The 23,979-nt window shown below is 34.6% G+C and carries 23 protein-coding genes; 8 read left to right on the forward strand and 15 right to left on the reverse strand.

Annotation, left to right across the window (positions count from 1 at the left end; all coding sequences use genetic code 11):
• Positions 1 to 248: 248 nt before the first annotated feature.
• Genes CA2559_RS11425 through CA2559_RS11440 form a run of 4 tightly spaced genes read left to right on the forward strand, consistent with a single transcriptional unit; the run spans position 249 to position 5,821 of the window.
• The gene (locus tag CA2559_RS11425) at positions 249 to 1,037 is read left to right on the forward strand and encodes a hypothetical protein (protein WP_013188053.1); all 789 of its coding nucleotides are present in this window, start codon (positions 249 to 251) and stop codon (positions 1,035 to 1,037) included.
• A gap of 47 nt (positions 1,038 to 1,084) precedes the next feature.
• On the forward strand, positions 1,085 to 4,624 hold the full coding sequence (locus tag CA2559_RS11430; RefSeq protein ID WP_148232811.1) for a porin family protein: 3,540 nt from the start codon (positions 1,085 to 1,087) through the stop codon (positions 4,622 to 4,624).
• A complete protein-coding gene (locus tag CA2559_RS11435; RefSeq protein ID WP_041241011.1) occupies positions 4,617 to 5,210 on the forward strand; it encodes a hypothetical protein in 594 nt (197 codons plus the stop codon). The genes CA2559_RS11430 and CA2559_RS11435 overlap by 8 nt, the downstream gene beginning before the upstream one ends.
• Positions 5,211 to 5,215: 5 nt before the next feature.
• Positions 5,216 to 5,821 carry a hypothetical protein gene (locus CA2559_RS11440; RefSeq protein ID WP_013188056.1) on the forward strand — a complete coding sequence of 202 codons (606 nt, stop codon included), beginning with the start codon at positions 5,216 to 5,218 and terminating at the stop codon, positions 5,819 to 5,821.
• Positions 5,822 to 5,955: 134 nt separating this feature from the next.
• Here CA2559_RS11440 and CA2559_RS11445 read toward each other — a convergent pair whose 3' ends face one another.
• Positions 5,956 to 7,221 (reverse strand): GAF domain-containing sensor histidine kinase, encoded by a 1,266-nt coding sequence (locus tag CA2559_RS11445; RefSeq protein WP_238524711.1) that lies wholly within the window; start codon positions 7,219 to 7,221, stop codon positions 5,956 to 5,958.
• Positions 7,154 to 7,738 carry a cysteine hydrolase gene (locus tag CA2559_RS11450; protein WP_013188058.1) on the reverse strand — a complete coding sequence of 195 codons (585 nt, stop codon included), beginning with the start codon at positions 7,736 to 7,738 and terminating at the stop codon, positions 7,154 to 7,156. Before CA2559_RS11450 ends, CA2559_RS11445 begins: the two co-directional genes overlap by 68 nt.
• A gap of 522 nt (positions 7,739 to 8,260) precedes the next feature.
• Between CA2559_RS11450 and CA2559_RS11455 the strand changes: the two genes are divergently transcribed.
• The 4 genes from CA2559_RS11455 (at position 8,261) to CA2559_RS11475 (ending at position 10,847) form a co-directional block, all read left to right on the forward strand.
• Complete coding sequence (locus tag CA2559_RS11455) at positions 8,261 to 8,716, forward strand: hypothetical protein (protein WP_013188059.1); 456 nt, start codon at positions 8,261 to 8,263, stop codon at positions 8,714 to 8,716.
• A gap of 706 nt (positions 8,717 to 9,422) precedes the next feature.
• Positions 9,423 to 10,178 (forward strand): hypothetical protein, encoded by a 756-nt coding sequence (locus CA2559_RS11465; protein ID WP_013188062.1) that lies wholly within the window; start codon positions 9,423 to 9,425, stop codon positions 10,176 to 10,178.
• Positions 10,178 to 10,573 carry a DUF5675 family protein gene (locus tag CA2559_RS11470; RefSeq protein WP_013188063.1) on the forward strand — a complete coding sequence of 132 codons (396 nt, stop codon included), beginning with the start codon at positions 10,178 to 10,180 and terminating at the stop codon, positions 10,571 to 10,573. Before CA2559_RS11465 ends, CA2559_RS11470 begins: the two co-directional genes overlap by 1 nt.
• A gap of 4 nt (positions 10,574 to 10,577) precedes the next feature.
• Positions 10,578 to 10,847 carry a hypothetical protein gene (locus CA2559_RS11475; RefSeq protein ID WP_013188064.1) on the forward strand — a complete coding sequence of 90 codons (270 nt, stop codon included), beginning with the start codon at positions 10,578 to 10,580 and terminating at the stop codon, positions 10,845 to 10,847.
• 1,317 nt (positions 10,848 to 12,164) lie between these two features.
• Here CA2559_RS11475 and CA2559_RS11480 read toward each other — a convergent pair.
• The 13 genes from CA2559_RS11480 to CA2559_RS11535 form a co-directional block, all read right to left on the reverse strand.
• Positions 12,165 to 12,938, reverse strand: a complete 774-nt coding sequence (locus CA2559_RS11480; protein WP_013188066.1) for an RloB family protein — start codon at positions 12,936 to 12,938, stop codon at positions 12,165 to 12,167.
• Positions 12,922 to 14,238 (reverse strand): AAA family ATPase, encoded by a 1,317-nt coding sequence (locus CA2559_RS11485; protein ID WP_013188067.1) that lies wholly within the window; start codon positions 14,236 to 14,238, stop codon positions 12,922 to 12,924. The genes CA2559_RS11480 and CA2559_RS11485 overlap by 17 nt, the downstream gene beginning before the upstream one ends.
• Before the next feature lie 115 nt (positions 14,239 to 14,353).
• Positions 14,354 to 15,589 carry an ApeA N-terminal domain 1-containing protein gene (locus tag CA2559_RS11490; RefSeq protein ID WP_013188068.1) on the reverse strand — a complete coding sequence of 412 codons (1,236 nt, stop codon included), beginning with the start codon at positions 15,587 to 15,589 and terminating at the stop codon, positions 14,354 to 14,356.
• Between the two features lie 265 nt (positions 15,590 to 15,854).
• Entirely contained in the window at positions 15,855 to 16,559 is a 705-nt protein-coding gene (locus CA2559_RS11495; RefSeq protein ID WP_148232813.1) for an ATPase, read from the reverse strand.
• A 73-nt stretch (positions 16,560 to 16,632) separates the two neighbouring features.
• A complete protein-coding gene (locus CA2559_RS11500; protein WP_013188070.1) occupies positions 16,633 to 17,352 on the reverse strand; it encodes a hypothetical protein in 720 nt (239 codons plus the stop codon).
• A gap of 44 nt (positions 17,353 to 17,396) precedes the next feature.
• Complete coding sequence (locus tag CA2559_RS11505) at positions 17,397 to 17,675, reverse strand: helix-turn-helix domain-containing protein (protein WP_013188071.1); 279 nt, start codon at positions 17,673 to 17,675, stop codon at positions 17,397 to 17,399.
• Positions 17,676 to 17,891: 216 nt separating this feature from the next.
• Entirely contained in the window at positions 17,892 to 18,749 is an 858-nt protein-coding gene (locus tag CA2559_RS11510; RefSeq protein ID WP_013188072.1) for an RteC domain-containing protein, read from the reverse strand.
• 115 nt (positions 18,750 to 18,864) lie between these two features.
• Positions 18,865 to 20,829: a heavy metal translocating P-type ATPase gene (locus tag CA2559_RS11515; RefSeq protein ID WP_013188073.1), complete on the reverse strand. Its 1,965-nt coding sequence runs from the start codon at positions 20,827 to 20,829 to the stop codon at positions 18,865 to 18,867.
• Between the two features lie 11 nt (positions 20,830 to 20,840).
• Positions 20,841 to 21,047 (reverse strand): GDCCVxC domain-containing (seleno)protein, encoded by a 207-nt coding sequence (locus CA2559_RS13955; RefSeq protein WP_083798876.1) that lies wholly within the window; start codon positions 21,045 to 21,047, stop codon positions 20,841 to 20,843.
• A gap of 5 nt (positions 21,048 to 21,052) precedes the next feature.
• Positions 21,053 to 21,640 (reverse strand): mercuric transport protein MerTP, encoded by a 588-nt coding sequence (gene merTP, locus CA2559_RS11520; RefSeq protein WP_013188074.1) that lies wholly within the window; start codon positions 21,638 to 21,640, stop codon positions 21,053 to 21,055.
• A 59-nt stretch (positions 21,641 to 21,699) separates the two neighbouring features.
• Positions 21,700 to 22,113, reverse strand: a complete 414-nt coding sequence (locus CA2559_RS11525; RefSeq protein WP_013188075.1) for a Fur family transcriptional regulator — start codon at positions 22,111 to 22,113, stop codon at positions 21,700 to 21,702.
• Positions 22,106 to 22,747, reverse strand: coding sequence for a cation diffusion facilitator family transporter (locus tag CA2559_RS11530; RefSeq protein WP_013188076.1), 642 nt, complete (start codon positions 22,745 to 22,747; stop codon positions 22,106 to 22,108). Before CA2559_RS11530 ends, CA2559_RS11525 begins: the two co-directional genes overlap by 8 nt.
• 5 nt (positions 22,748 to 22,752) lie before the next feature.
• Positions 22,753 to 23,976, reverse strand: coding sequence for an efflux RND transporter periplasmic adaptor subunit (locus CA2559_RS11535; protein WP_041241012.1), 1,224 nt, complete (start codon positions 23,974 to 23,976; stop codon positions 22,753 to 22,755).
• Positions 23,977 to 23,979 lie beyond the last annotated feature (3 nt).

The following is a 23,979-nucleotide window of genomic DNA, read 5'->3' on the forward strand; positions in this document are numbered from 1 at the left end:
AAATTCAAAAAGCCCTATTTAAGGGCTTTTTTTTTGTTTAAGACATTAGCCTAAAGCCTCATTTTATAAATACTACAAGTATAATTATATAATATTCAATGTCTTAATTAAAAATACTTAAAGCATAGCCAATGCTATTGACCGACACTTATTTGCCAATTAACGAAATAGAATTAATTCTTGGGTTTTAGCCTATTTCTTTGTGGTATAGAGATTAAACAAAAGGTTCAACTTAAAATACCATACCTATGAAATTAATAGCAACTACAATAATCTGCTTTTTATTTAGCCTACAAGTTATACACTCAAATGTTGTCATAATTAATGGTCTCACCCACTCGTTTTCTGGTGTATCTGGACAAACCTTTCAAGGGCAAATAATTTTAGCAAACACATCTAACGAGGAGCAACGTGTTACATTCGAGTTAAATGAAGCAATTTATAATTGTGACCAAGGAAGAGTTTTTATTGCTGATGCTAATCACAAAAATTCGTCAACAGCTTGGTTTACAAGTGCAGTTAACAGTAAAGTTTTAGCTCCTAAAGAAAGATTTACCTACAAATACAGTATTACTATACCAGAAGATAATACACTTAATGGATCATACTGGACAACTCTTATGGTTAATGTAGATAAACCTATAAAAGAAGAGGTTGTTGCCAATATTGGCTTAGACACTAAAATAAGGTACGCAGTAAGATTATTAACAGATGTAAATATTAACGAAGAAGTCTTATTAGATTTTGAGAGTGTTAATCTAAATCTTAATCCAATTAATAATAAGAAGCAATTGGATATAAATGTTTTAAACCAAAGCGGTTTTATTGAAAACGTAAAACTATCCTTAGAAATTTATGATTCTTTCGGAACTAAAGTGTTAGACACTAAAACTAAACGCGCAAAAGTATTTCCTGAAGTATGTAGAAATTATTCTTTAGACATATCAGGTCTTAAAGAAGGTGTTTATCAATGCATAGTAATAGCAGACTCTAGAGATGAATACATAGGAACCAACATTAGCCTTGAAGTAGAATAAAATTCTCCTACTTGGATCACACTTACCTCTAATAAAATTAGTGAATCATGAAAAAGCATCTACTATTACTTCTCATACTTTCCTTTTTCCAAATTGCTTGTGCCGAAGAGACACAAATGAATACTAAAGCAATTGAAACACTTCTTTTAGAGGATACTATTGAAAATTATACGAACATTTCATTGTTTCCTAATGCTTCAATAACTAACCTGGACAGTTTAGAATTATATTTTGAATATGGTACTGAAACCACAAATTTTAGTGATATAAATATTGCTGAAAATGAATTTATCATGGAGTATGTAAATAATAAATTATCAATACTTCAAAATAAAAGTGATAGTACATTAAAAGAAAACATTCAAAAAGAAAAACTCTTACTCACCGATAATGATACTTCGTATATCCAGGAAGTTAAAGTAAAGAAGGCCTTAAACTTTAAAACCTTAGAAGTAGCTGATAACAGTAATAAGGGAAGCGCTCAAGATGAAAATATTGACTTAAATATATCTAATTTAAAAAGTAACAATTCATCAACTAATAGCATTAATAATGAAATAGAATCGCAAGGTGTTAATTCTGAAAATTACCCAACTAAAGTTGCTACTGGCAACTATAAAAACGAAAGCAAAGAAGATAATACTATTCGATTTAGAACTGGATACTTAAAGCGTAAAATTGCACCATTACTTACAGATCCAAAAGCTCATAATAAAAATGAGAAATTAAGTTATGTACGTGTTGAAGGTAGCCCAACTAAGAAAACTAACCTAACATTAGTAAATAAAAATCAACAAGCAAATTTAAATTCAATTAAAGACAATAGTGTTTCCCAGCAAAGTACTAAAACACCTAGTAGTAACAATAATGTTAGTACGAAAAAAATAGGCTTAAATAAAGTTAATCCAAGGCAGTCAAACATTCAGGATAGCAGCAATAATGGTTTATCTCTAAGACTATTAAGAAAACAAAACATATATGAAACTAATAAAAATTATACCCTTTTATTTGAGGTGACAAATAATACGGAAAGCATTTCATTTATAGATTTAACTGTGGGATTTCCAGATAACTGGAGAATAATTTCAACTAGTAATATTACATCATTACAACCAAAAGAGAAGCAAATTGGTACTGTAAGCTTTTACATTCCAAATGAAAGTCCTGCTGGAAAATTCAAGGCATTTTTAACATTAAGCAGTAGTACTTCATTCTCAAAAAAATTAGATTTTGTTTTAGAAGTTGCTAATAATTATGATATAGAGGTATTCAAGATTTCTGCTCCACAACAAGTACAAGCTGGAGAGTTAATTACTTCGAGTTTTGGTATTAAAAACAATGGAAATATTGACCAAGAAATTACTTTAAGCTCAAATAGCAATATAAAAAATAGTGATAAGATTATTATACCAAAAGACTCAACTGTAGTTATTGAGGTAACTAAAAAAACAAATCCTAAATCTACTATTCTTAGAAGGGTTAGTACATCTTTAGAAGTAATGCATAGTGCTTCAAAACGTAAATATTATAATACTCAGACAGTACAAGTTATACCTTCTAAAATTAAACAAAAGGATCCCTATTTTAGATACCCTATACAAGCAAGTTTATATTATAACAGTCGTACTCTAAAAAACTACCACTATTCTACGATTTCGGCAGAGTTAAGAGGAAATGGGTTTTTAGATATCGATAAAAACCACCATTTAAACTTTATAATTAGAGCTCCAAAAAAAGAAAATATAAAACGGTTTAGTATTGTAGATCAGTACAGTTTAATTTACAGATTTAAGGATCAAACTACTTTATACTTAGGAGATCACTCGTACTTTATAAATAGATTAGGATTTGGATCTCGCTATGGTATTGGTTTTAAATTAGACCACACTATTAATAAATGGACCTATTCTGCATTTTACAGCAGCCCAAGACTCTATAATTTTAGTAGAAAACCATTGTATGGTGTAAGAGCCGAGTATGCAAGTTCAGACTCTTTAAGGTTAGGATTAACATTTGAAAAGTCTAACGGAAACAACTTTATTTATAGAAACATTTTTACTGGGTCTGGCAAAGGCCAAATCTTAACCTTCGACTATAATTATTTTGATAAAAACACCAGGTTTGAAGCAGAATTATCTGGAGGCTTTAATGATACGGTCACTGATTTTGCTACAGATTTAAGCTTCTCTCAAAGTTATAAGCATTTTGCATTTTCTAGTACATTAATTTATGCTGGGAGAAATTATATAGGAAACATTTCTAACAGCTTACAAGTTTCTAATAACCTTTACTATAACTATAAAGGCTTAAATTTAGGTATAGGTCACTCTGTATCCAGAGTTAATAGAAGATTAGATCCGTTATATTTCGAAACAGAGCCATATTACGAAGCTTATTTTGCAACCATAGGTTATAGGTTTAGCAATAAGCATTTTTTTAATATTAGGTTTGATAAAAGAATAAGGGAAGATCAATTAGAACCTGTAAGCTATAACTACGAAGAGTATGGGTTAAGCTATAATTTTAATTATTTCAACAAATATTTCACTGGTAGTTTTGGCGGTCGCTTTGCTAAAACACAAAACATATTAGCTGTTAGCGAGACGTATAGAGATACGTATTCACATCACTTAAATGTTTCGTATAAACTCTTAAATAACTTACAACTTAGAGGCGGAATAAATTACTTGTTTACAAACAGGTATGGAGCTTCAGATAAATCAATAAACTATTTGCGCTACAGTTTTGGGTTCAATTATAATTTAATGAGACGCCTTACTCTTAATGTTAATTACAATAGCGGTTATAGCCCAGAAGAAAATTATAAGAGAAGAGAATATATTAATCTAAACTTAAGGGCTAATATAAATAAACACCATAGGTTAGAAATAAGAGCAAATTATTTTGAAAACCCAGCTGTAATAAACAATAAAGAACTTTTTGCCTATGCAAAATACACCTATTCATTCGGATTAGGGATTAAAAAACTTTTTGATCAAGGTGGTGTAGATGGTACTGTGTTTAGCAACAGTGAGGATATAGATATAAAAGGTATAAAGCTGTATACAGCTGGCCAAACTATAACTACAGATAAGTATGGCAATTTTGAGCTGAATAATCTCGAACTAGGCATAAACTATATTTATGTTGAAGAGGCCTCACTTCCTTTAGATGTAGTTTCTGCAATAAAAAATCCAATTGAAGTTAATGTTGAAAAAGACTCTAAAGCCATAATAAAAATAGAGTTAATGAAAGCTAGAAGCTTAAATGGAAACTTAATTCTTGTAAACAAAGCAAATGCAATTTCAACAAACTTAGAGAGTTTCGTGAAATTAGAAAACAGTGACTTTACATATTACACCGAAGTAAACAAAGACGGCACATTCAAATTTAAAAACATTGTACCTGGCAATTATAAATTTAAGTTTATAAGGTTTAAGAAAAATGAAAAGGCATTTCAAATAGCAAAAGAAATAGACATAAGAGTGAGTGCAGAAAAAGACACCCAATTAGAGATTAATGTCAAGGCTAAAGAGAAGAGAATTAAATTTAAAAATAATAACCTTAAAGTTGGATACAATGATTAAAACTATAAAAACCATAATTTCAATCAATGTCATATTAATTACTTTAATAGGATATTCTCAAGAAACCGTAAACGGGTCTGATCTTAACAGCTTTATTATTGGAGGAGGACAACAATTTACAGATGCAAGCTTATTTGTAAATGCAGTTTCACTGGTAGATGTTTCCCCACAAGGTGTAGCCGTAATAGCAGATGGGTCTTCAGCTTTATTAGAAGCAGGAATTGCTGCTCTCGCAGGAGGAACTACAGATTTTATTCCAGATATCTGGCTAAACTATACTTACAGACCTATTAATCCTGGTAATGTATCAGAAATATTTATTCGTACTAGCCATCCTATGCCAGCTGGTATATCTCTTAGAGCTAGAGTTATTGAAACAAGTGTAGGCGGAAATTTTATTGATAGAGGTATAAATAACAATATTTCAATTAATGAAAATAACCAGAGAATTGTAAGGTCTTTTGGAGCTGGTTATACAGACGATGGTGAAACTAATGGCTACAAGATACAATACACATTTTCCAATACAGGCGGTGAGGAATTACCGCCAGGATTTTCAATTATTTATGAAATTATTAAAAGATAGAATTTATGAAAACGTATTTAAACATTATACTATTTTTAGCAGGCATACAACTAATAAATGCTCAAGTGCAAGATGGCACTTTAGATATAAATGGTTCTCCAAACTTTGCCCAATCTATTACAACTATGGAAGCTGGTCTAGATGATGTTGAGTTAATTAGTAGCAATACAGATCCATTGGTTAGTTTTATATTAAACCCAACTACTAACCCAATAACAGGAGGAACAACATCTTCTGAACAAAACTGTGAAACAGTTTACCTTTATAAAGTTTTTTTACACACTGTAAATGCGCCTCAAGGTGCTATAGTTAAAGCTAAAACTTTTGATAATAGCGGGCAAAGATTTCCATTAGTGAGTAATTATGATACGTTATTACCAATTCTTCAATATTTTGGACCTAGAAACTTAACAGCAGAAACTAATGGTGCAGATGCAGATGGATTTATAACCATACCTAATGATGCAACACAGGCTATAAAAGTTTTTGAGTTTAAAGGTTGTAGGCAAGATATTCCTGTTGAGTTTCGCGTATCTCCAAATGTTTTTACACCATCTGGTTCATCCGTTTTTCAAGTGTATTATACTATAACAGCTCAGCCCTTTAGTTAACTAATGTCTTCCTCTTCATTTACGCAGTAAGGTGAAATGGAGCACTACTATAACTATAAATTGTAAAAAGGCTTAACTTCTCTTATAATGAAATGTTAAGCCAGTGAAAATTTTAAAATGTTTAACTGCAGTTTTTACGTAAGATTTTTTCTCAAACTAAAGTAAAATGTTGTTCCACTTCCTTCTTCACTTTCAAGCCAGATTGCTCCATTAAAGTGATTAACTATCTTTTTAACAATAGAAAGACCTATTCCTGAAGATTCCTTATTCTCATCTAAGGACTGGAATACCTCAAAAATTTTACTGAAATAGCGTTTATTTATACCTATACCATTGTCCTTTATGGAGAAGTTTAAATGTGATTCATCTTCTGTAAAATCAATGATAACTTTACCTGCTTCCTTGTCGTTATACTTAATGGCATTACTTATTAGATTCTGAAACAATTGTACAACCTTCACTTTCTCTCCATAAAAAGTAGGTAGTTCCTTTTCGACAATCAATTCTATATTATCTGGAATGAAGACTGTTTTTTTAACATCAAAAATAATGGCGTTTAAATCAATAGTTGTCTTTTCAGAAATATCATAATCCATTTTAGAATAACTTAACGTTGAGGATATCAAATTTTCCATTTGAAGAAGAATATCATCTATTAAATTAAAATTCTCTAAAGTGGTTTCATTTAAGCTATTTGCATTATCCTCCTTAATCCAATATAGTAAAGCATTAATAGATCTTAGAGGAGCTTTAAGGTCATGTGATACGATATGCACATATTCCTCTAATTGGTTTTGGTAGATTTTAATTCGTTCAAAATTATTTGTATCAATAATTTTATTAGCAGCAAGTGTTGCTATAGTGGTAAGAGTCTCTAAATTGTTTTTCTTGAATATATTCTTTTCAGGATGTACAAAATCCATAACACCAACAATGTCTTTGTCTTTATGCATCATTGGTACTGTAATCCTTGAAGACCATTCTAATTCTTCAGAAATACTCAGACTTTCATTAGAAAAATCATTATTTAATATTGGAGTTTTTGTTTCAGCAACGTTACGAACAACTGCATCATAACTGTTGCTTAAAGAAAGCTTGGTTTCATTAAAAGACGAGCCTTTCTGATAAAGCGCTAAATCATTATATAAATAAATAGTACAAAACTTATAGACTGGATGCGTCTTAAATCTTGTAGTTATTTCAGAAACAACCTCTTCAGTAGATTTTAACTCTTGAAATATTTTAGCGAATGTATTTATTAATTGTAATTCACTATTAGAATAGGTTAGCTCTTCAATTAACCTATTTTGAATTTGAATGTCTAAGTTTCGTTTATTTTCCGCCATTACATATTTCTGTAGAGAGCACGCTATCTGAATAAAGTGGATAAATATTTTCACAGAAGAAATCTTTCTCAAATACTGTACGCCCAGATATACAATCGGAAATCATTGTTACCTTAAAACCCCTTTCAACTGCAGACCTACCGGTTGAATCTATACATATTGAAGCTACTGTTCCCGCTAAATAAATATGATTTATGTCATTATCCTTTAAAGTTTGCTCCAGTGCAGTATTATTAAAAGCGTTTAGATCTAATTTTCCAGGTATCTCGATTATTTTATCTTCGAAAGCCTTTAACTCCACTATAGTTTCAGAACCTTTACTACCTTCTTTAAAGGCACCTACATCTCTTATGGTTTTTAATATGCCAACAGGTTCCGAAAGTTCAGCATAAGATTCTGAAAATATAATTGGAGTAGATATGATTAACTTATCATCACAGTTATTAATTAAATTCACGGTATTCTCAATAATGTTTGTGACTTTAGAAGATTCCTCAACCACCTCTCTAAGAATTCCATCTTCTGCGAAATAGTCATTTTGGTACCCAATTAAAATAATAGCTGTTTTCATATCTAAGTAATAATAGTGATTGATATAAGTAAATTTATAATCTAATAAGTTTGCTAAATTATTTAAAGGTACGAACGACCATTTACTGTCGGTGAATGGAAGAAATGGTTCGATGAATGAAATTAGAAGAGTTAGTAATAATTAGGTAAAACTAATTTACTTCAATTGTAAAATATTGAAACAAAATATTGTGTTGACAGTTTTAGTAAGATTGAAGAAAATTTATAAAGAGATTAATCTTCGTAACAGCCAATTTTAACCTATTACTATTTAGACAATTACTAAAGCTTCTTTTATATTACTAAATTAAACAAACGTATAATAAAGAGGGTTTGATCAATTTTGAAACCTTAAAAGATCAACCAGACATCACAAGTTTTCTTATAACTTTATAAAACTTCCATTCACCGACAAATGATTTCATGTTATCGAATTTGAATTAAATACGTTTTAAGTTGCTCTTAGATTTACAGAAACAATGAGATAAATGCTCATAAAATCTTAAATCTTAAAATTTATATTATGTATTATTTAGTGTTCCTTATCTTTTTAATTCCAATAGGCTGGTTATTTATTATATCTGAAAATGAAAAAGCGATTTTAGGTTCTCCACAACCCTTATTTTCGAAACATTTTAATGAGCACATAAACATTAGTTCTTTAAAAGATTTAATTATAAGTTTTTATTTAAGTTTTAAAAAATTAATTAATCCAACTAAAGTCTCGAATTTAAATTTAAGAATAGGATTACATAGAAAAATGAAATTTAGTAAGCCAAGAAAATCGTCTATGGGAAGTGAGCTTATCCGAAACTTAGAATACTTAAAACATATCACAGCTATTGAAAACACCTATAAAAATATGCCTCAAAATAATAGTATTACAATTTCGAAACTTGATGAATTAAGGTTTATAAAAAAAGATATTCAACTAAGAATAATAGTGATTTCTGATAGCTTGAACGGAATAACCAATTAACTGGTTACAATTAAAACCCTTTTAAATATTAAAAACAAATACCAAGAATAATGACTCACCTCTTTTTTAATTTTTTTAAGAAATTCTTTATGTATTGATTGAATTTCTTTAAAACAAAAAAAACCTTCAGAAATTAATCTGAAGGTTTTTAAAAAAGTCGGGGTGGCAGGAAGAAAACCTACACCCCTATATTTCTGTTTTACAGATGATTATGTATTTGAAAATAAGGTTTGGTAGCCTTATTCGTAAAATAGTATCTAAAGAACGTTACCTCGAAATGTTATTCGTAGATGAGTTTAAAGATAAGAATTGTAGTGTTTTTAACCTATTTAATAGACATCAAATACTATGAAACTTGCCGTAAATATTCAGTAATGACATCTTCTTTAATACCGCTATACTCAGCGAATTCTTCCACTGTGACAAACTGGTGAGGTTGTTTGTCAAAGTGTTCTCTAATGGTATTTAAAAGCTTCCTGCCATAGCGCTCACTTCTGCCCGTGAGGCAATGAACATCTTTAGGGTATATGCAGGCTCTTACTATCTTCATTTCATACACTATCCATACTTTATCCATACCTCAACTCTACTCTATCTATATACCATATTGGCATAAACGGCATCTATCGGAATGGTTGTACGGCTGTTTTTGATTTTCTATATAAATCTACTGTCTTTTGGCTCATAATCAAAATTTTAGAGCATTATGGCTAAGCAAACAGGTATTATTAAACTGAAAGGAACTATCGGTGATATTTCCTTCTACAAGAGCGCAGACGGACACCTTGCGCGTTACAAAGGTGGTGTCGATGCAAGCAGAATTGCTAATGACCCAGCGTTCCAAAGAACACGTGAGAACGGTTCTGAATTTGGACGTGCCGGTAAAGGTGGTAAACTCATTAGAAATGCGATTCGGGTGCTGTTGCAGAATGCGAAAGACAAACGTGTTGTGAGTCGATTAACGAGAGATCTCGTTGCGGTCACAAAGACAGACAGCGTCAATGAGCGTGGACTTCGTACCATCCAAGATGGTAATATGAGCACCTTGCAAGGCTTTGAGTTCAACCTCAACGGTAGACTTGGCTCAACGCTTTTTGCGCCTTACTCTACCTCATTGGATAGAGTCACTGGCGATGTTGGACTTGATATCGCTTCTTTTGCGCCTGCAGTACGTATCGCCTCTCCTGGCGGAACGACGCACTTTAAGGTTGTGATGGGTGCAACGGAGTTGGATTTCGAAAATGAAAACTCAACTTTTGAGAGTGCTGAAACTGCCATCTTACCTTATGACAGTAGTAATACTGGCGCTATTGATTTGGCGGTAACACTTTCTGAAAACTCTAACCTACCAATCATACAAGTTGTAGGTATCGAGTTTTACCAGCAAGTGAACGGACAGATGTATTCTCTGAAGAACGGCGCATTCAACGCCCTTTCTATTGCGCAAGTCGATACGGTGTAATGGAACTTGTCCTTAAACGAAGTTATTTTGAAAAGGGCACCAATGGTGCTCTTTTCGTTAACGGGCAGTTTCTTTGTTTTACAATTGAATTGCCTTGGAGAGAGAATCAGCGGAATATCTCCTGTATTCCTGAAGGTACTTATGAGATTGTTGCAAGACACTCGAAACGGTTTCAGAATCATTTGCACGTGCAGGACGTGAAAGGTCGAAGTCTTATTCTTATTCATCCTGCGAATAATGCCTTGAAAGAGCTTCGCGGTTGTATTGCTCCAGTATCACAGCTCGCAGATATCGGGGAAGGCTGGAATTCTCGAGAATCGCTTAACAAGCTCTTGATTCTCTGCTATCGAGCTATTGAATTAAACGAAACTATCACACTAACTATTAAATCTTAACATTATGACTATTGTAGAACGCTATAAAAAACCGACACCGAAATTCTTTCGGGTATTACGGAACATTGGGCTGGCACTTGCTACTGCAGGTGGTGCCATCCTTACGGCTCCAATTTCATTGCCTGCAACCCTAATTACTATCGCCACATACGCTACCGTTGCGGGTTCAGTTGCCACAGCTGTTAGTCAGGCGGTTGTGAAAGAAGAGGAAAAGGATGATTCTGATACTATTCAGGAAGTACAAGAAAATGATTCTGTGAAGAGTAAAGAATGAACGATGCAGAATGATAATCAAAATGCTAATTTTTGATATGCCGATACGCTATTTACATACAAAGGTTTCCGTGCTTGGAGGTACGGTTTTATGTACCCTTCCAAACTTGAACGATGATGAGCTGATTGCTACTGCTGTTCTTGCCATATTTGGTGCGACCGTGAGCTTTGTGTGCTCTGTTCTACTAAAGTTGTACTACAAGCGGTCCAAATGGCATCGGTTGATGAAAAAATATAAGAAATCAAAAAGGCGGAAGTGATGCGTGTTGGCGCGCCTTGCAAAGGCGCTATTTGATTGCTTCCGCCTTTTTGATTCACTCTCATCCTCTATTAAATTACTATTGTCCTATCTATTATTTTCTCTAGCAGGTAATCCAAGGCGCGAGCCGCCTGCGAGTTGAGCAAGGGTGCTGTAGGTGAAGCGTGAGACACGAGCGCGCCGACGGAAATGTTTACACAAAAGGGCTGGCGGAGGTTTTGCTTTTTTGATTGATAAGCAGAATGTTCAAATGCTGACTGTAAGTGCTGTGACGCAATGAAGGTGCTGAGGCACGAAGCGGTGAAATGGAGTTATAGCTCTTACTTACGTGGTTTGAAGCAGTGCCATCCCTTTAGCGGTGGCGTTGCTGACAACCGTACTTGAACTGATGAGGGTTCAATAATTTCACTTGCAAAACGTGTGACAGCCCTTTTGCCCGAAGCGACCCGCAGGCTCGCAAATTATGCAGTAGCGGTTGACCCTTTATTTTATGTGTGGCGCCAAAGCGACACTCCTATTTCTCAGGATTTAAAGGGGCAAGAGTAGCTACGGGTGCATAAGGCGTGTAATGTGTGAAATAGCACAAGCCATTGCTGTTGGATAGCGTACGGTGGATGCAGTGGTGGTATATGCAAGTGCTCGCAATGAAATTTTTGAATTAATTTTAATAGCCTCTCGACTCCGCTCGAGGTGACATTGACAAAAACCTTATCGCTTGCAGATATGTGGTATGGAACAAAATGAAGCAACTGGCGCACTCCTTATTACCTGCCTTTCCTCAATGTTAATGCTAATACTGCTGTTCAAATAAAATACAAATCTATTTACTGTTGTGAGCGCAATGGCAAAGGGTACGGGCAATAAATACCAAGATAGAATTTTAATGAATGAGAGATTGAAAAATCAAGCATAGCGATTAATTTATCTTTAAGTGACTATAGTAATTATTGCTGGTACCGCGGGGAACCGTAGGCTTTTGTTAGTGAAGAGTGAATGGACGAATGCAGCTTGCGGAATGAGGAAATGAGCGATGAGCTGGCAAGTGCTGAAGGTGGTGAATTACTTACAAATTACTTCTAGTGGAATTCTCTTACTCTTTGGAATATCCATATCCAATAATTCTTTCACTAAAAGAAATACTGACGTTGAACTTTCTTCATCAGCAAAGTTAGTGTGTGGTAGTCGGTCAAAGATTGCTTTTGCTCTACACATTGCAATCTCTACTCTTCTTTTAACTGTACCTGGTTCAATACCCATCAACAGATCAAAAAAATCTTTAGTCACTTTTTTATCTCCTTTACCTTCATAGGTAGCACCTAAAGGATTAATATAGCTGTTTATTTTTGCATCATAATCTGTGCGAGGCATACTACCACCTTGATGAGCTTCAAAATGTAGAAGCAACCAATATTCAAAAGCCTGATGGGAATACCCAACTTTGTAATTTAATCCTTGAGCTTTCCATACAGCATTGTTGAAGTTTTGTTTCCAGGTGGCATCATCTGGTTTAGGATCAGCGTCAAACACAACCCATATCTCATCATATTTTTTATGTGATGCTTTCTTGGTTGCCCAATCCACAAGGGATAAGTGGCTATAACCATCGCCAATAGGCTCTATATCTACAGATTTAACTTTGAATTGGCGGAAGTAAGACGGTTCTGTGTTTTTGCCTTCGCAAGCAATAAGAATTACTTTTCGAGGTATTAATGTTGCTCTCTTACGATTTAGTGATGGCTCTTTTCTTCTATTATCTTTTTTTGATGCTTTTAAACGTTCGAGATGTTCTTTTCTTTTCTCTCTTTGTTCAGCTCTTTTATCCTTCATTTTCATATTCCAGAAATTTTGAAGTGAATGAATTAAAAAACTCTAAATAAGGAATTGCCCCGTACTTACCGCGCAAATAATTTGATTCTAAAGCTTCATTTTTTCTAATTTTTTTAAAATCGGACAATGAATGAAGTTCTGAACTACCACAACTATCTTTTTCTACAAACCAAATTTGATCACGACGTAACAAACCGCTATCTAATAAATTTGTATTATGGGTATTGAAAATTAATTGAGCATTATGTGGATTTAAAGATTTTGAATTAAAAAGTGACACAATCTTTTCTACAAGATTTGGATGTAATTTAGAGTCTAATTCATCAACAAACAAAGTATTACCGTTTTCTAAAGTGTCAATAATAGGTCCCGTCAAAGCAAAAAACTTCTTTGTTCCTGACGATTCCATATCATCCATAGAAAAATGAGTGTGGCCTACTTTTTCTTCCTTATTATTATACTTCCATCTTTTAGTCAAAACATCTGAAACGAATACTTTTTCATTATCCAAAGATTCTTTTTTGATAAACTCTTTTAAAGATTTAGGTAGGTCTGTAGGTAAATTATTTGTATCCAATTTTTCGACTTCAATATCTTCAATATCGAGATCAGCAGCTTCTAATAATTTTAAAATCTTTTGCTTGTAATCTGCTTTATCCAAAAGAGACATTGTGTAGCCTTGAAAGCCTTTTTCATCAAGACCAGAAAGTGTACGTAGTTTGCTCAAACTGCTATATAAAGATTCAGAAATCTCATCATTGAATTGCACTGCACGAGAAAGAAAAAGTTGATTATCTCTTACAAAACCTTGTTTGGCAATTACTCCACCTTTTTTAAACTTTTTAGGATGCGTAGTAATGAATTGTTCGTCACGATAAAACAATTCAATTTCTTTTGTAGCTTTTTCATAGAGCCATTCTGAAAGCACTTTTTCTTCTGTCAATTCAAAACCATATCTATATCTCAAACCATTATGTAAAAAAATTACTTCAAATTCGCTTGGTTCATTATTTGAAGTTTCATCAAGTAGAAACGGTTCTACAGGAATTTTATCGCCAGCTGTAAAATCAGTGGCAGAATCCCTAACATAGTGGCGTACAAAATTAAAAGCTTCAAAGAATTTACTCTTTCCGCTTGCGTTCGGACCATACATAACCGCACTTTTAAGTAAACGGAAAGAAAAATCTTCAAACGCCGCAACGTTATCGGCTTCTCTTACTTTTTTATCATAGTTAGAAGCTACTAAAGATAAGGTTGCCTTATCTCTGAACGATTTATAATTTGTTACAGAAAACTGAATAAGCATAATAAAGGTATTATTTGCGTCTTAAACGCAAATATATCATTTATTATTACACAATGTTGATAAAAATGTTGAAAACTACGGACAACATACAAAAATCAAGTTTATGGTGTCGTTTTTAATTTGATTGAGATTTTAGCAGTGGATTTGCACTTAATATTTCATTGGTTCTTTTCATATCGATAAATACGCTGTTGCCGTGCATAATGAAATTCTTTAATAGATCTTCCGATACTTCAAGGGTTTCGAGTAATAGATAAGCTATTACAAAATCGAATAGAAAGCTTATGTAGAGTAATTCATATTCACTGTATACATTCTTGTTGGCAATATTGCTATGAACGTGATAATCTCTTGAACGTACTACTTTACTTGGAAATGATTTCCACTCATCATCAGTAAATTTACCGATTAGTACAAATGCTGTTTTGTAATGTTTAATGAACTTTGACAGGTTATTTGATTTATGTCCTGAATATAATTTCCCAAAGGCTTCAAAAGATGCTATACTATTAGTAAATCTCTTGTTATGGCTTGTTTGGGTAGCTATGAAGTTTTCCATCAGCTTGTCCAGGCAGAATTGAAAAGAATTATTAGTGTACACTGCGTGCAGCACTTTGTCTAAATCAACTTTTACTTTCTCATAATCTGTATGTACATAAGTATTTGTGGACTTGGTTAATTTTTTATCATTATAATAAACCTGCTGCCACTCTCCACAGGAAAGACATTTAAAACTGAACCTTTCAAACTTGGCTGACCGCCCAAAGAGTAGTTGTAGCATTTTTTGAAATTGAACATAAATTCTAATCGATTCCAAAATATCGACGGGCTCATCCTTTTTAAACAGAATTGAACCACGATTTTTGATATGTAACTCTGTTCTTTCAGATTGAAAATTCAAATAATGACTTATTGTTATTTCTAATCCTATCTCATCAATTGTATAGAGATCGTCAAATTTTTTATAGAGTAGTTTTTCATCCAAATGGTCATACCACGTATAATGATTTACCCATTTTACTATTGTATCATTAATAACAGAAAATTCAGAGACTTTCGTATTTAAAACATTTACGAAATGAACTGCACTTACAAATGTATATTTAGGACGATATATTCGTGTCTCGACCATTCCTGATGAAGAATGTTGAATACGACAGTCAATGAAAGTTATGTACCCTAATCCAGTAAAAACTCCTAAAATTTGTGGTTGTTTATAAACTGTTCTTGGTGCACAAAGATTTGTTTCCAACATTAGATCGTCATCTTTATAAAAAAGCACAGCAAATTGCTTGTTGCTTTCTTCGCCAGCAAACCATACTTCCCCATAATATTTTTGATCCTTTTTCATTCTACAGGATGTTTACCAATTTTGTATAATAGCGATGCGATATTTTTTATTAGGCTTTGTCAACCACTGTTGCCTCTAATAATGTAAGATTGATTTTAGTTCTGAAGTTTGGAATAAATGCATTGTTCACTAAATTATTAGACTAAATTAATTATAGTATTTGATATAGAGTGATTTTTATTGATAGACTATTCATTATTTTATAAACATTATTATAAATTATCTATTAGCTCTAAATATGGTAAATGCATTTATTTTAAAATATTTAATGTCTTTTATCTGAACTATTCTCATCAAATGAAATAAGATTAAACATTTCCCTCATTCTTGACCTTACTCTTTCACCGTAACGCTCTTCAATTTCAAGGGAATTGAGGTTTGTGGTGATATGGCATCTCAACTGCGCTCGATGTGACAACTTTTGATTCATTATCACTTCATATCTAGTGATTAGTATCTCGCCCATTACATTACAGTCTTTGCCATAGTGCCTACCTATTGACTCTACACCTAAATCATCAAAGCAATAGGCTTTAGTATCGGCGTAGTCTTCTATGATTTTATAACCCAAGTTATTGAACCCAAAGACGATGTTTCGACACGGCATCAAGGTTGATTGATAGTGCCGTTTGTGCGGTACAAGATGAGGTAGCAATCTCATCAACGTGGTTTTTCCACAGCCTACTGGTCCTGAAAGTAAAATGCCTTTGTTGAGGTCAATCTCTAGTTTGTTGCCTACTCTTTGGTCTTCGATGAAGTATGTCACAAGCTTGTACAGGAGTTCGTAGTCTTCTTCGTGTATTTTGAAATGCCTACCAAAAAGTATTTTTCCCTTTGCTTCCAAAAACCGTATTGAGGCTTTGAAATCATATTGCAGAACCTCATCCCTAAGAATTGCAACTTGAAACTCGTTGGCACCAAGAATAAGTGTGCCTGGATTTTTTGGGTTGTATGTGGTTTCAATACTCATATCGGTAGCGTTAATGCGATTCCGTGTCAAGCACGGAATGACAGGTTTTACGAGATTCCCGCCTGCGCGGGAACTAAAGGGGTTCATTGTAGTTTTTATTTCTTTTTGTGTGCAGATTTCCTGCTCCAGAAATGAACTTGTCTTGATTTTGGGACAGTTGGTTGTTGTTTGTCTTCGCATCTCGACTGCGCTCGATGTGACTCTTTCGAACAGACAGCTCGTGATGTTTTATCATCCAATTTTTTGCGCAGGCCTGCCAGTTCTCAATTTTTATCTTACCGCCAATTTTCCAACCGATAGTTTGATAATGGTTATAAAACTTTTGCGCTTCGATAACTGGCCACTTTTCTTTTTTAAAAAATTCTAAAACTTCTTTTTCATTTTTTGGCTTGGGTAGTTTATAACTGTTTTTATTAGTTTGTATATGTTTATATATAGGTACCAGCGCTTGTCCATTTTTTGGTACAGAGTTGATTAGAGCTTGTTTACCACTTGTCCAAAATATGGTCATCTTAACTTTTGAGCCTTTAAAAGGATTTCGAGAGGGCATATATTTCAAGTAACCACCCTTATCCAGTTCCCGAATGCATTTATGGTAGGTGGTGGTAGATCCAATCTTAGCTATACCCATAATCTCATCTCTAGAAACTTGAATTAATTCTGGAAACCTATGATGGTTCCAGAACTGAAACAATGCTAAATACAAGCTAATATGCGTTGGATTTAACCGATTGTCTTTGCGGAATTGTTCTAATACTGCGTTGAGGTGTTGGATGTAGTTGACATTGGCCATTTAGAAAGCTTAAAGAGTTCCCGTGTCGTAGCACGGGATGACAATTAAATTGAATTGTCGATTCTGTTTTCTAAAAGTACCTGGTTGATTTCCTCTGCATCGTATAGGATAACACCGCCTATTTTGGAGTATGGCAGTGTACCGTTAATTCTAAGATTCTGAAGTGTGCCTGGACTAATTTGAAGCATTTCCAGCACCTCAGCAGATTTGAGGTATTTTTTCTGCTTATTAGGTACTGGGTTTTTGATGAGGTCTTTGAGTTCTTCGAAGAGTTCGAGTTTGAATTCTCTTAGGTCGTCTGTGGTGATAATTTGTGTCGGCATTTGTAAAACATTTAAGGTTATTAAAAAAAAAGATCCCGCAACGCCTGCAGGATTAATTTAGGACTGCCAACAACTAAACTTGATTGACAGTCCTTGCATTAACTTGACATTCGTCTTACAAATGTGTGGTTGTTTAGTGAGATTTATTCCCAAGTTGGGAATGGGTTGGGAACACTTTTAACATTTTTAAAATGTTAAGTTGTTCATTATTAGTGTCTAATATTTTTCGTCATCATTTTTCATTTTTTGTTCAAGATCTCTTTTAAGCTTAGTCAAAAATCTTGTTCTATCATTCTTACGCTCTTTAATTTCCAAGTAGGTACGATAGAAATTTCCTAATTCTAAATCAAATAATTTTTCACAGACCAATGCCATCTTATTGATTTCTGCCTGACCATTTCTAATCGCACCAGACGCTTGCAGTGCATATATAATCTCAACTAAATCAGTCTTGGAAGCGGTCCAGGATAAATTATTGAGAATTGCTGGGCTGTCTGGCTCAATTGATAAGTTGAGCTCTTTTTTACGTAGTCTATCCAATTCTTCATTATAATGTTCAATCAACAAATCATAGGCTATTATCTGAGCTGCCAAATTATCGTGACTGGTGCTAAATTCTGGATCTGTATAAAAGTGTGAAGAGTCAGACGCTAAGCCTATCTCGTCTTTGCCACGTACAAAATAGTATTTGTCTAAATTTTTTTCATCCCTTCGATAGTAACCTACAAAATCAATGTTTTTAGAATTATGTGCCTCCAACTTCAATACGGCTTCATCAATGTGAGCCCGTTGTTTTGCTATACTTCCTTGAGGTTTGAGCAGTAAATATTTATGAAGTTTTACAAAAAACTTTAGTCGTCCATATACATAAGGTTTTGTGTATTTGAAGAAATGTACCTCAGCTTTTCTACTTCTAAATTTTGATGATCTAAGAGTAGTTCTGAAACTATGAATACACATTCTTGACTTTGCAATGCCATTGCTTATGATTGCTATATCTGATAGGTCAGATGTAATGATGGGTTCAATTTCTGTTTTGTAATTTGAAAGTGTAGCGAGTAAATTTTTTTCCATTGGTTGATGTTTGCCAAGAAAATTAATTTAAAAACAATTCCTTTCATAACAGAAAACCGTAAATGCAACTTTTGAGTAAGTGAATCATCCAGTTGACTTATTGAATTCTACAATTCTATTCCCACTTCATTTTCTGTAATCGCACAGCATTGAGAATAGCCAGCAATGCGACGCCCACATCTGCAAAGACTGCTTCCCACATTGTGGCGAGACCTCCAGCGCCTAATATTAATACAATAACTTTCACGCCAAAGGCAAGTATGATATTTTGCCAAACAACCCGACGTGTAGAACGGCCTATTTTTATCGCTCTTGAGATTTTACTGGGTTGATCTGTTTGTATAATAACATCTGCGGTTTCAATAGCCACATCGCTACCAAGACCGCCCATCGCGATTCCTACATCACTAGCCGCAAGTACAGGCGCATCATTAATACCATCACCTATAAAAGCCACCTTAGTATCTGGTTGCTGTTTTAATTTTTCCACCTCGTTGAGTTTGTCTTCTGGAAGCATTCCACCTTTTGCCCAGTCGATGCCTAATTCTTTTGCTACTTCTTGAGTGATAGAATCCTTATCTCCAGAAAGCATAATAATCTTATCGATTCCTGCTGCCCTTATTTCTTTGATCGCTTGATGCGCATCGTCTTTCAATTCATCGGCAATTGTTACATAACCTGCAAATGCGCCATCAATGCCTACCATAACTATAGACTCAACAATGTTGTCTGTTTCTGCTGGTACCTCTATCTGATGTGCTGTCATCAATGCTTTGTTCCCAACTAAGACTGTTTTTCCATTTACACTACCTTTCAAACCTTTACCTGCAATTTCAGAAACGTCTGTAGCATTATAATCTGCTCCTTCAGCTTTATATTCCATAATGGCTATTGCTATTGGATGCGTGGATTGCTCTTCCATTGCCATTAGGTATTTCATAAATTCTGCTTTCGCGAAAGCGGAACCAGTAACAATTTCTTTAATCTTAAATACTGCTTTAGTGACCGTTCCCGTCTTATCCATCACTACGGTATTAACTTGAGTCATTGCATCGAGAAAGGACGCACCCTTAAAAAGAATACCATTACGTGAAGCAGCTCCCAAACCACCGAAATAACCTAGCGGTATCGAGATAACCAAAGCACAAGGACACGAAATCACGAGGAATATCAATGCACGATATAACCAATCTCTAAACACATAATCATCTACAAAAAAGTAAGGAAGAAACGTCAGGCCGATGGCAAGGAATACAACGATAGGCGTATAAATCCGCGCAAATTTTCTAATAAACAATTCCGTTTTTGATTTTCTAGCAGTTGCGTTTTGCACCATATCGAGAATACGTGCAATGGAACTGTCCTTAAATTCTTTTGTTGTTTCAACTTCAATAACTCCATCGAGATTAATACTTCCAGCAAAAACACTATCGCCTTTAGCAATTGTATCAGGCTTGCTTTCACCTGTCAAGGCCGCAGTATTAAAAGATCCCTTTTCAGAAAGCAGAATACCATCTAGTGGGACTTTTTCGCCCACACGCACTTGTATCTTTTCGCCAATTTCAACTGTCTCGGGATTTACTGAAACATAATCGCCATCACGATAAACTAATGCCTCATTGGGTCTTACATCGAGTAGGGCTTTTATATTTCCTTTTGCACGGTTAACAGCCGCATTTTGGAAGAGTTCGCCCACAGCATAAAACAGCATTACGGCTACCCCTTCTGGATATTCTCCTATCGCAAATGCACCCAAGGTGGCAATAGACATTAATAAAAATTCTGTGAAGACATCGCCACGCATAATACTTTTCCAACCTTCTTTAATAACTGGAAAACCTACAGGTAAATAAGCAATGGTGTACCAAACAATCCGTACCCAACCTTTAAAGGCTGGAATGGCATCAAAATAATCAACAGCTATGCCTAGAATAAGCATTACAAAGCTTACTATCGCAGGGATGTACGTTTTAAATGCACTTCCATCTCCGTGATCGTGATTGTGACCATCATCGTGAGAATGTTCGCCTTGATGTTCTTTTGGGTCTATGTCACGTAAGTTTACTTTTTTCTTTTTCATCTAATTTTGTGTTAGCAACAACTTTTGTTTTGTTGAATTGGTGGACAAGGAACGGTTCCGTATGAGCAATACACGCAGCAATCTCCTTCCTTTGGTTTGAGAACTATTTTACAATCCTTACATTCATAAAAGAATTGACAGGCATTTGTTGGCATATTTTCTTCTTTTTTATAACCACAGGCTGGGCAAGTGATTTCCGATTTTAATATGGTTTGCATCAATTTTATTTTTTATCAGTTACTTTATAACCTGTAGCATTAATTGCTTTCTCAATTTCCGTTTCGTTCGTTTTAGTTTTATCATACTCAATAATTGCGTTAGCATTTTCGTATGATGTTTTTGAATTTACAATTCCGTTGAGTTTATTTACTTCGCGGTTTACGTGTGCTTCACAACTGGCACAGGTCATACCGCTTATTTTATACTCTGTTGTTTTGATATTTGAGTTATTAACTATTATGATTTGTTTTTCGGTTTTTGGATATAACATACTTGAGTAGTATGGGAAAGCCAACATCACAATTGCAAATGCCGTTACAATACCTAAAAAGGTTTTTGAATACATAAATTTTGGTTTTTCATCCGTTTCACATTCGCAGTCTATTTCTTTTTCTGGTTTCAATTTTTGATACCAAGCAAACAGAAGAATTAATATTGTTAGCCCTATTAAGTAAGGTCTAAATGGTTCTATCCAAGAAAATGTTGAGGCTACACCAGTTGTTCCTGCAATTAATGCCAGAACAGGTGTGATACAACACAATGAAGCTGTGATTGCTGTTAGGATACTTGTAACCGCTAGTTTATTTTTCATTTTAGTTAATTCGTTAAGTACAAAAATGCAAAAAATAGTTGCGCAACTGTTGTGCAATGTCAACTACTGCACTTTTCACAAACACCTGTCACAACAAGATTTACATCTTCGGCTACGTAGCCATCTGGAAGGTTGATGTGTGGTATTTTATGTTCTGTCAAGCAAACAGTTTCATCACAATTACTGCAATGAAAATGCAAGTGTAAATCTTGATCTATCTCGCAATTGCAACCTGGCTCACAAAGTGCGTACTTAGTGATTCCGGTACCATCTTCTATTTGGTGTACAATACCGTTCTCTTCAAAAGTTTTTAATGTTCTAAAGATGGTAGATCGTTCCGCTTTCGCGAAAGCGGTCTCTATATCAAGCAAAGCCAGTGCAATCTTTTGTTGAGCCAGATATTTGTAGATCAAAATGCGCATTGCGGTAGGACGCACCTTATGATCGCTCAATGTTTTTTCTATTTCAGTCATTTTTCGCGATGTTATAATTGATGTTTCTGGCTTTGTTGTAGGCTTCCCAGCCTTCTTTTGCCGCATAGGGCACGATAAGCAATGCTGCCACAGGGTCTGCCCACCACCAGCCTAACCAGTTGACCAATAGCAATCCTATAAGTACGACTATGGTTTGATATAAGCAAATAAAGGTATCTTTAGCATCAGCAAGCAAGGCTGGACTGTCCAGTTTCTTTCCATATTTTCTTTTGAAATATATTAGAATTGGATTTACAGCGAGGGAAACCAATAATATAATAAGTCCCAAAGTGCTCCAGTTTGCAGTTTCTTGATTTATAAGCTTTGTAATGGAGTCATACGAAATGAAAACACAGATGAGCGTAAATGAAATTGCTATTACGTTTAACGTGATTTTTTGTCTTCGTTTTACTTTTTCTTCATCAATACCTTTAATCTCGCCGTGTAGTCGCCAGCCTAATGTTCCCGCACTTACGACTTCAATTGTGCTGTCTAATCCCCAACCAATCAATGCCGAACTATTGGCCGTAAATCCTGCTATAAGCGAGACCACTACTTCAATAACATCATAAATAACATTCCAAATCTGTAGTGTCCTGGCTTCTTTTAAATTTTGTTTTCTTGCTTCTTTCATATCTTTTAATGTTCGTGTTCAGTTTCTCCCTTTTTCATTTCTCCCATCAGGTAATAGGCATTGTTGAATGCAAAACGTGTGTTAGGATCTGGGTTTTCAAAAAAGCGTATGGCTATCCAGTCGCCATCTTTCTCGCCTGTTGTAACCTCTACTGGTTTAAAACTCCAGGCATCGCCTTCCCTTTGCGCTCTAAATACATAATTCTTTCCAGCTTCAGTAACTATGGCACTTTCAGGTAGTGCAGTAGCCTGTTGGTTATCAACTTCAATTTTACCTTTTATATACATACCAGGGATAAGACCACCTTCTTTATTCTCAATTTCAGCGTGTACGTGAACCGCTTTTGGATCTTGCTCAAAAGTTTGACTAACCGAATAAATTTCGGCTTCCAACTCTTTTCCTGGCCTCGATTGAATACTGAAACGTACTTTTTGGCCTTTCTTCACTTTGTCCACATCTTTTTCAAAAACCATTAAATCTGCGTGCACGTGGTCTGTATCTACTATTTGCATTAAGTTGGTCTGTGGCTCCACATATTGCCCAGTCTTTATAAATACTTTTTCTACAACACCTGCTATGGGACTGCGCAATGCAACACGCTGGTAAATAGTACCATTGCGCACGCCACTCACATTAATGTTATATTGTCGCAACTGCGCTTCCAATCCACTCACCATTGCGGTAGATGACTGATAGTCTGCCGTTGCTTTTTGGAAGTTCATTCCAGATGCTACACCAGCTTCATAAAGCCTTTTTTGACGTTCGTATTCTTGTTTTAAAAACCGACTGTTGCTGTGTGCATTTAAGTAATCGCTCTGTATCTGTATGATGCTGGGATGTGAGAGATAGGCAACCGCTTGATTTTTTTTAACTTCATCACCTTCTATTACTTCTATGGATGCCACATTTGCTCCTGTTATGGCGGTAATGGATGCTTCGTTTTGGGGTGGTACTTCCAGCGTGCCATTTGCTTCTACATAACCGCTCATATAACGTTGTGAGAGCGTGTCAATTTCCATCTGTAAGGCTTCAAACTGCTGTGCCGTGAGCATTACTTCCTTAGCTTCGCCTTCCATATTATCTTCTTCATCTTCCCCTTCAGAGTGATTTTCTTCTGTTTCAGAATGGGTGGCTTCATCGTGGCCATCTTCAGATTTTGTGTCGCCACAGCTGAGTAATGTCAATGCAAAAAGCATTGCGGTAATCGGTATATATTTTATCGTTTTCATCTT

The sequence above is a fragment of the Croceibacter atlanticus HTCC2559 genome (genome assembly GCF_000196315.1).
Classification (GTDB): domain Bacteria; phylum Bacteroidota; class Bacteroidia; order Flavobacteriales; family Flavobacteriaceae; genus Croceibacter; species Croceibacter atlanticus.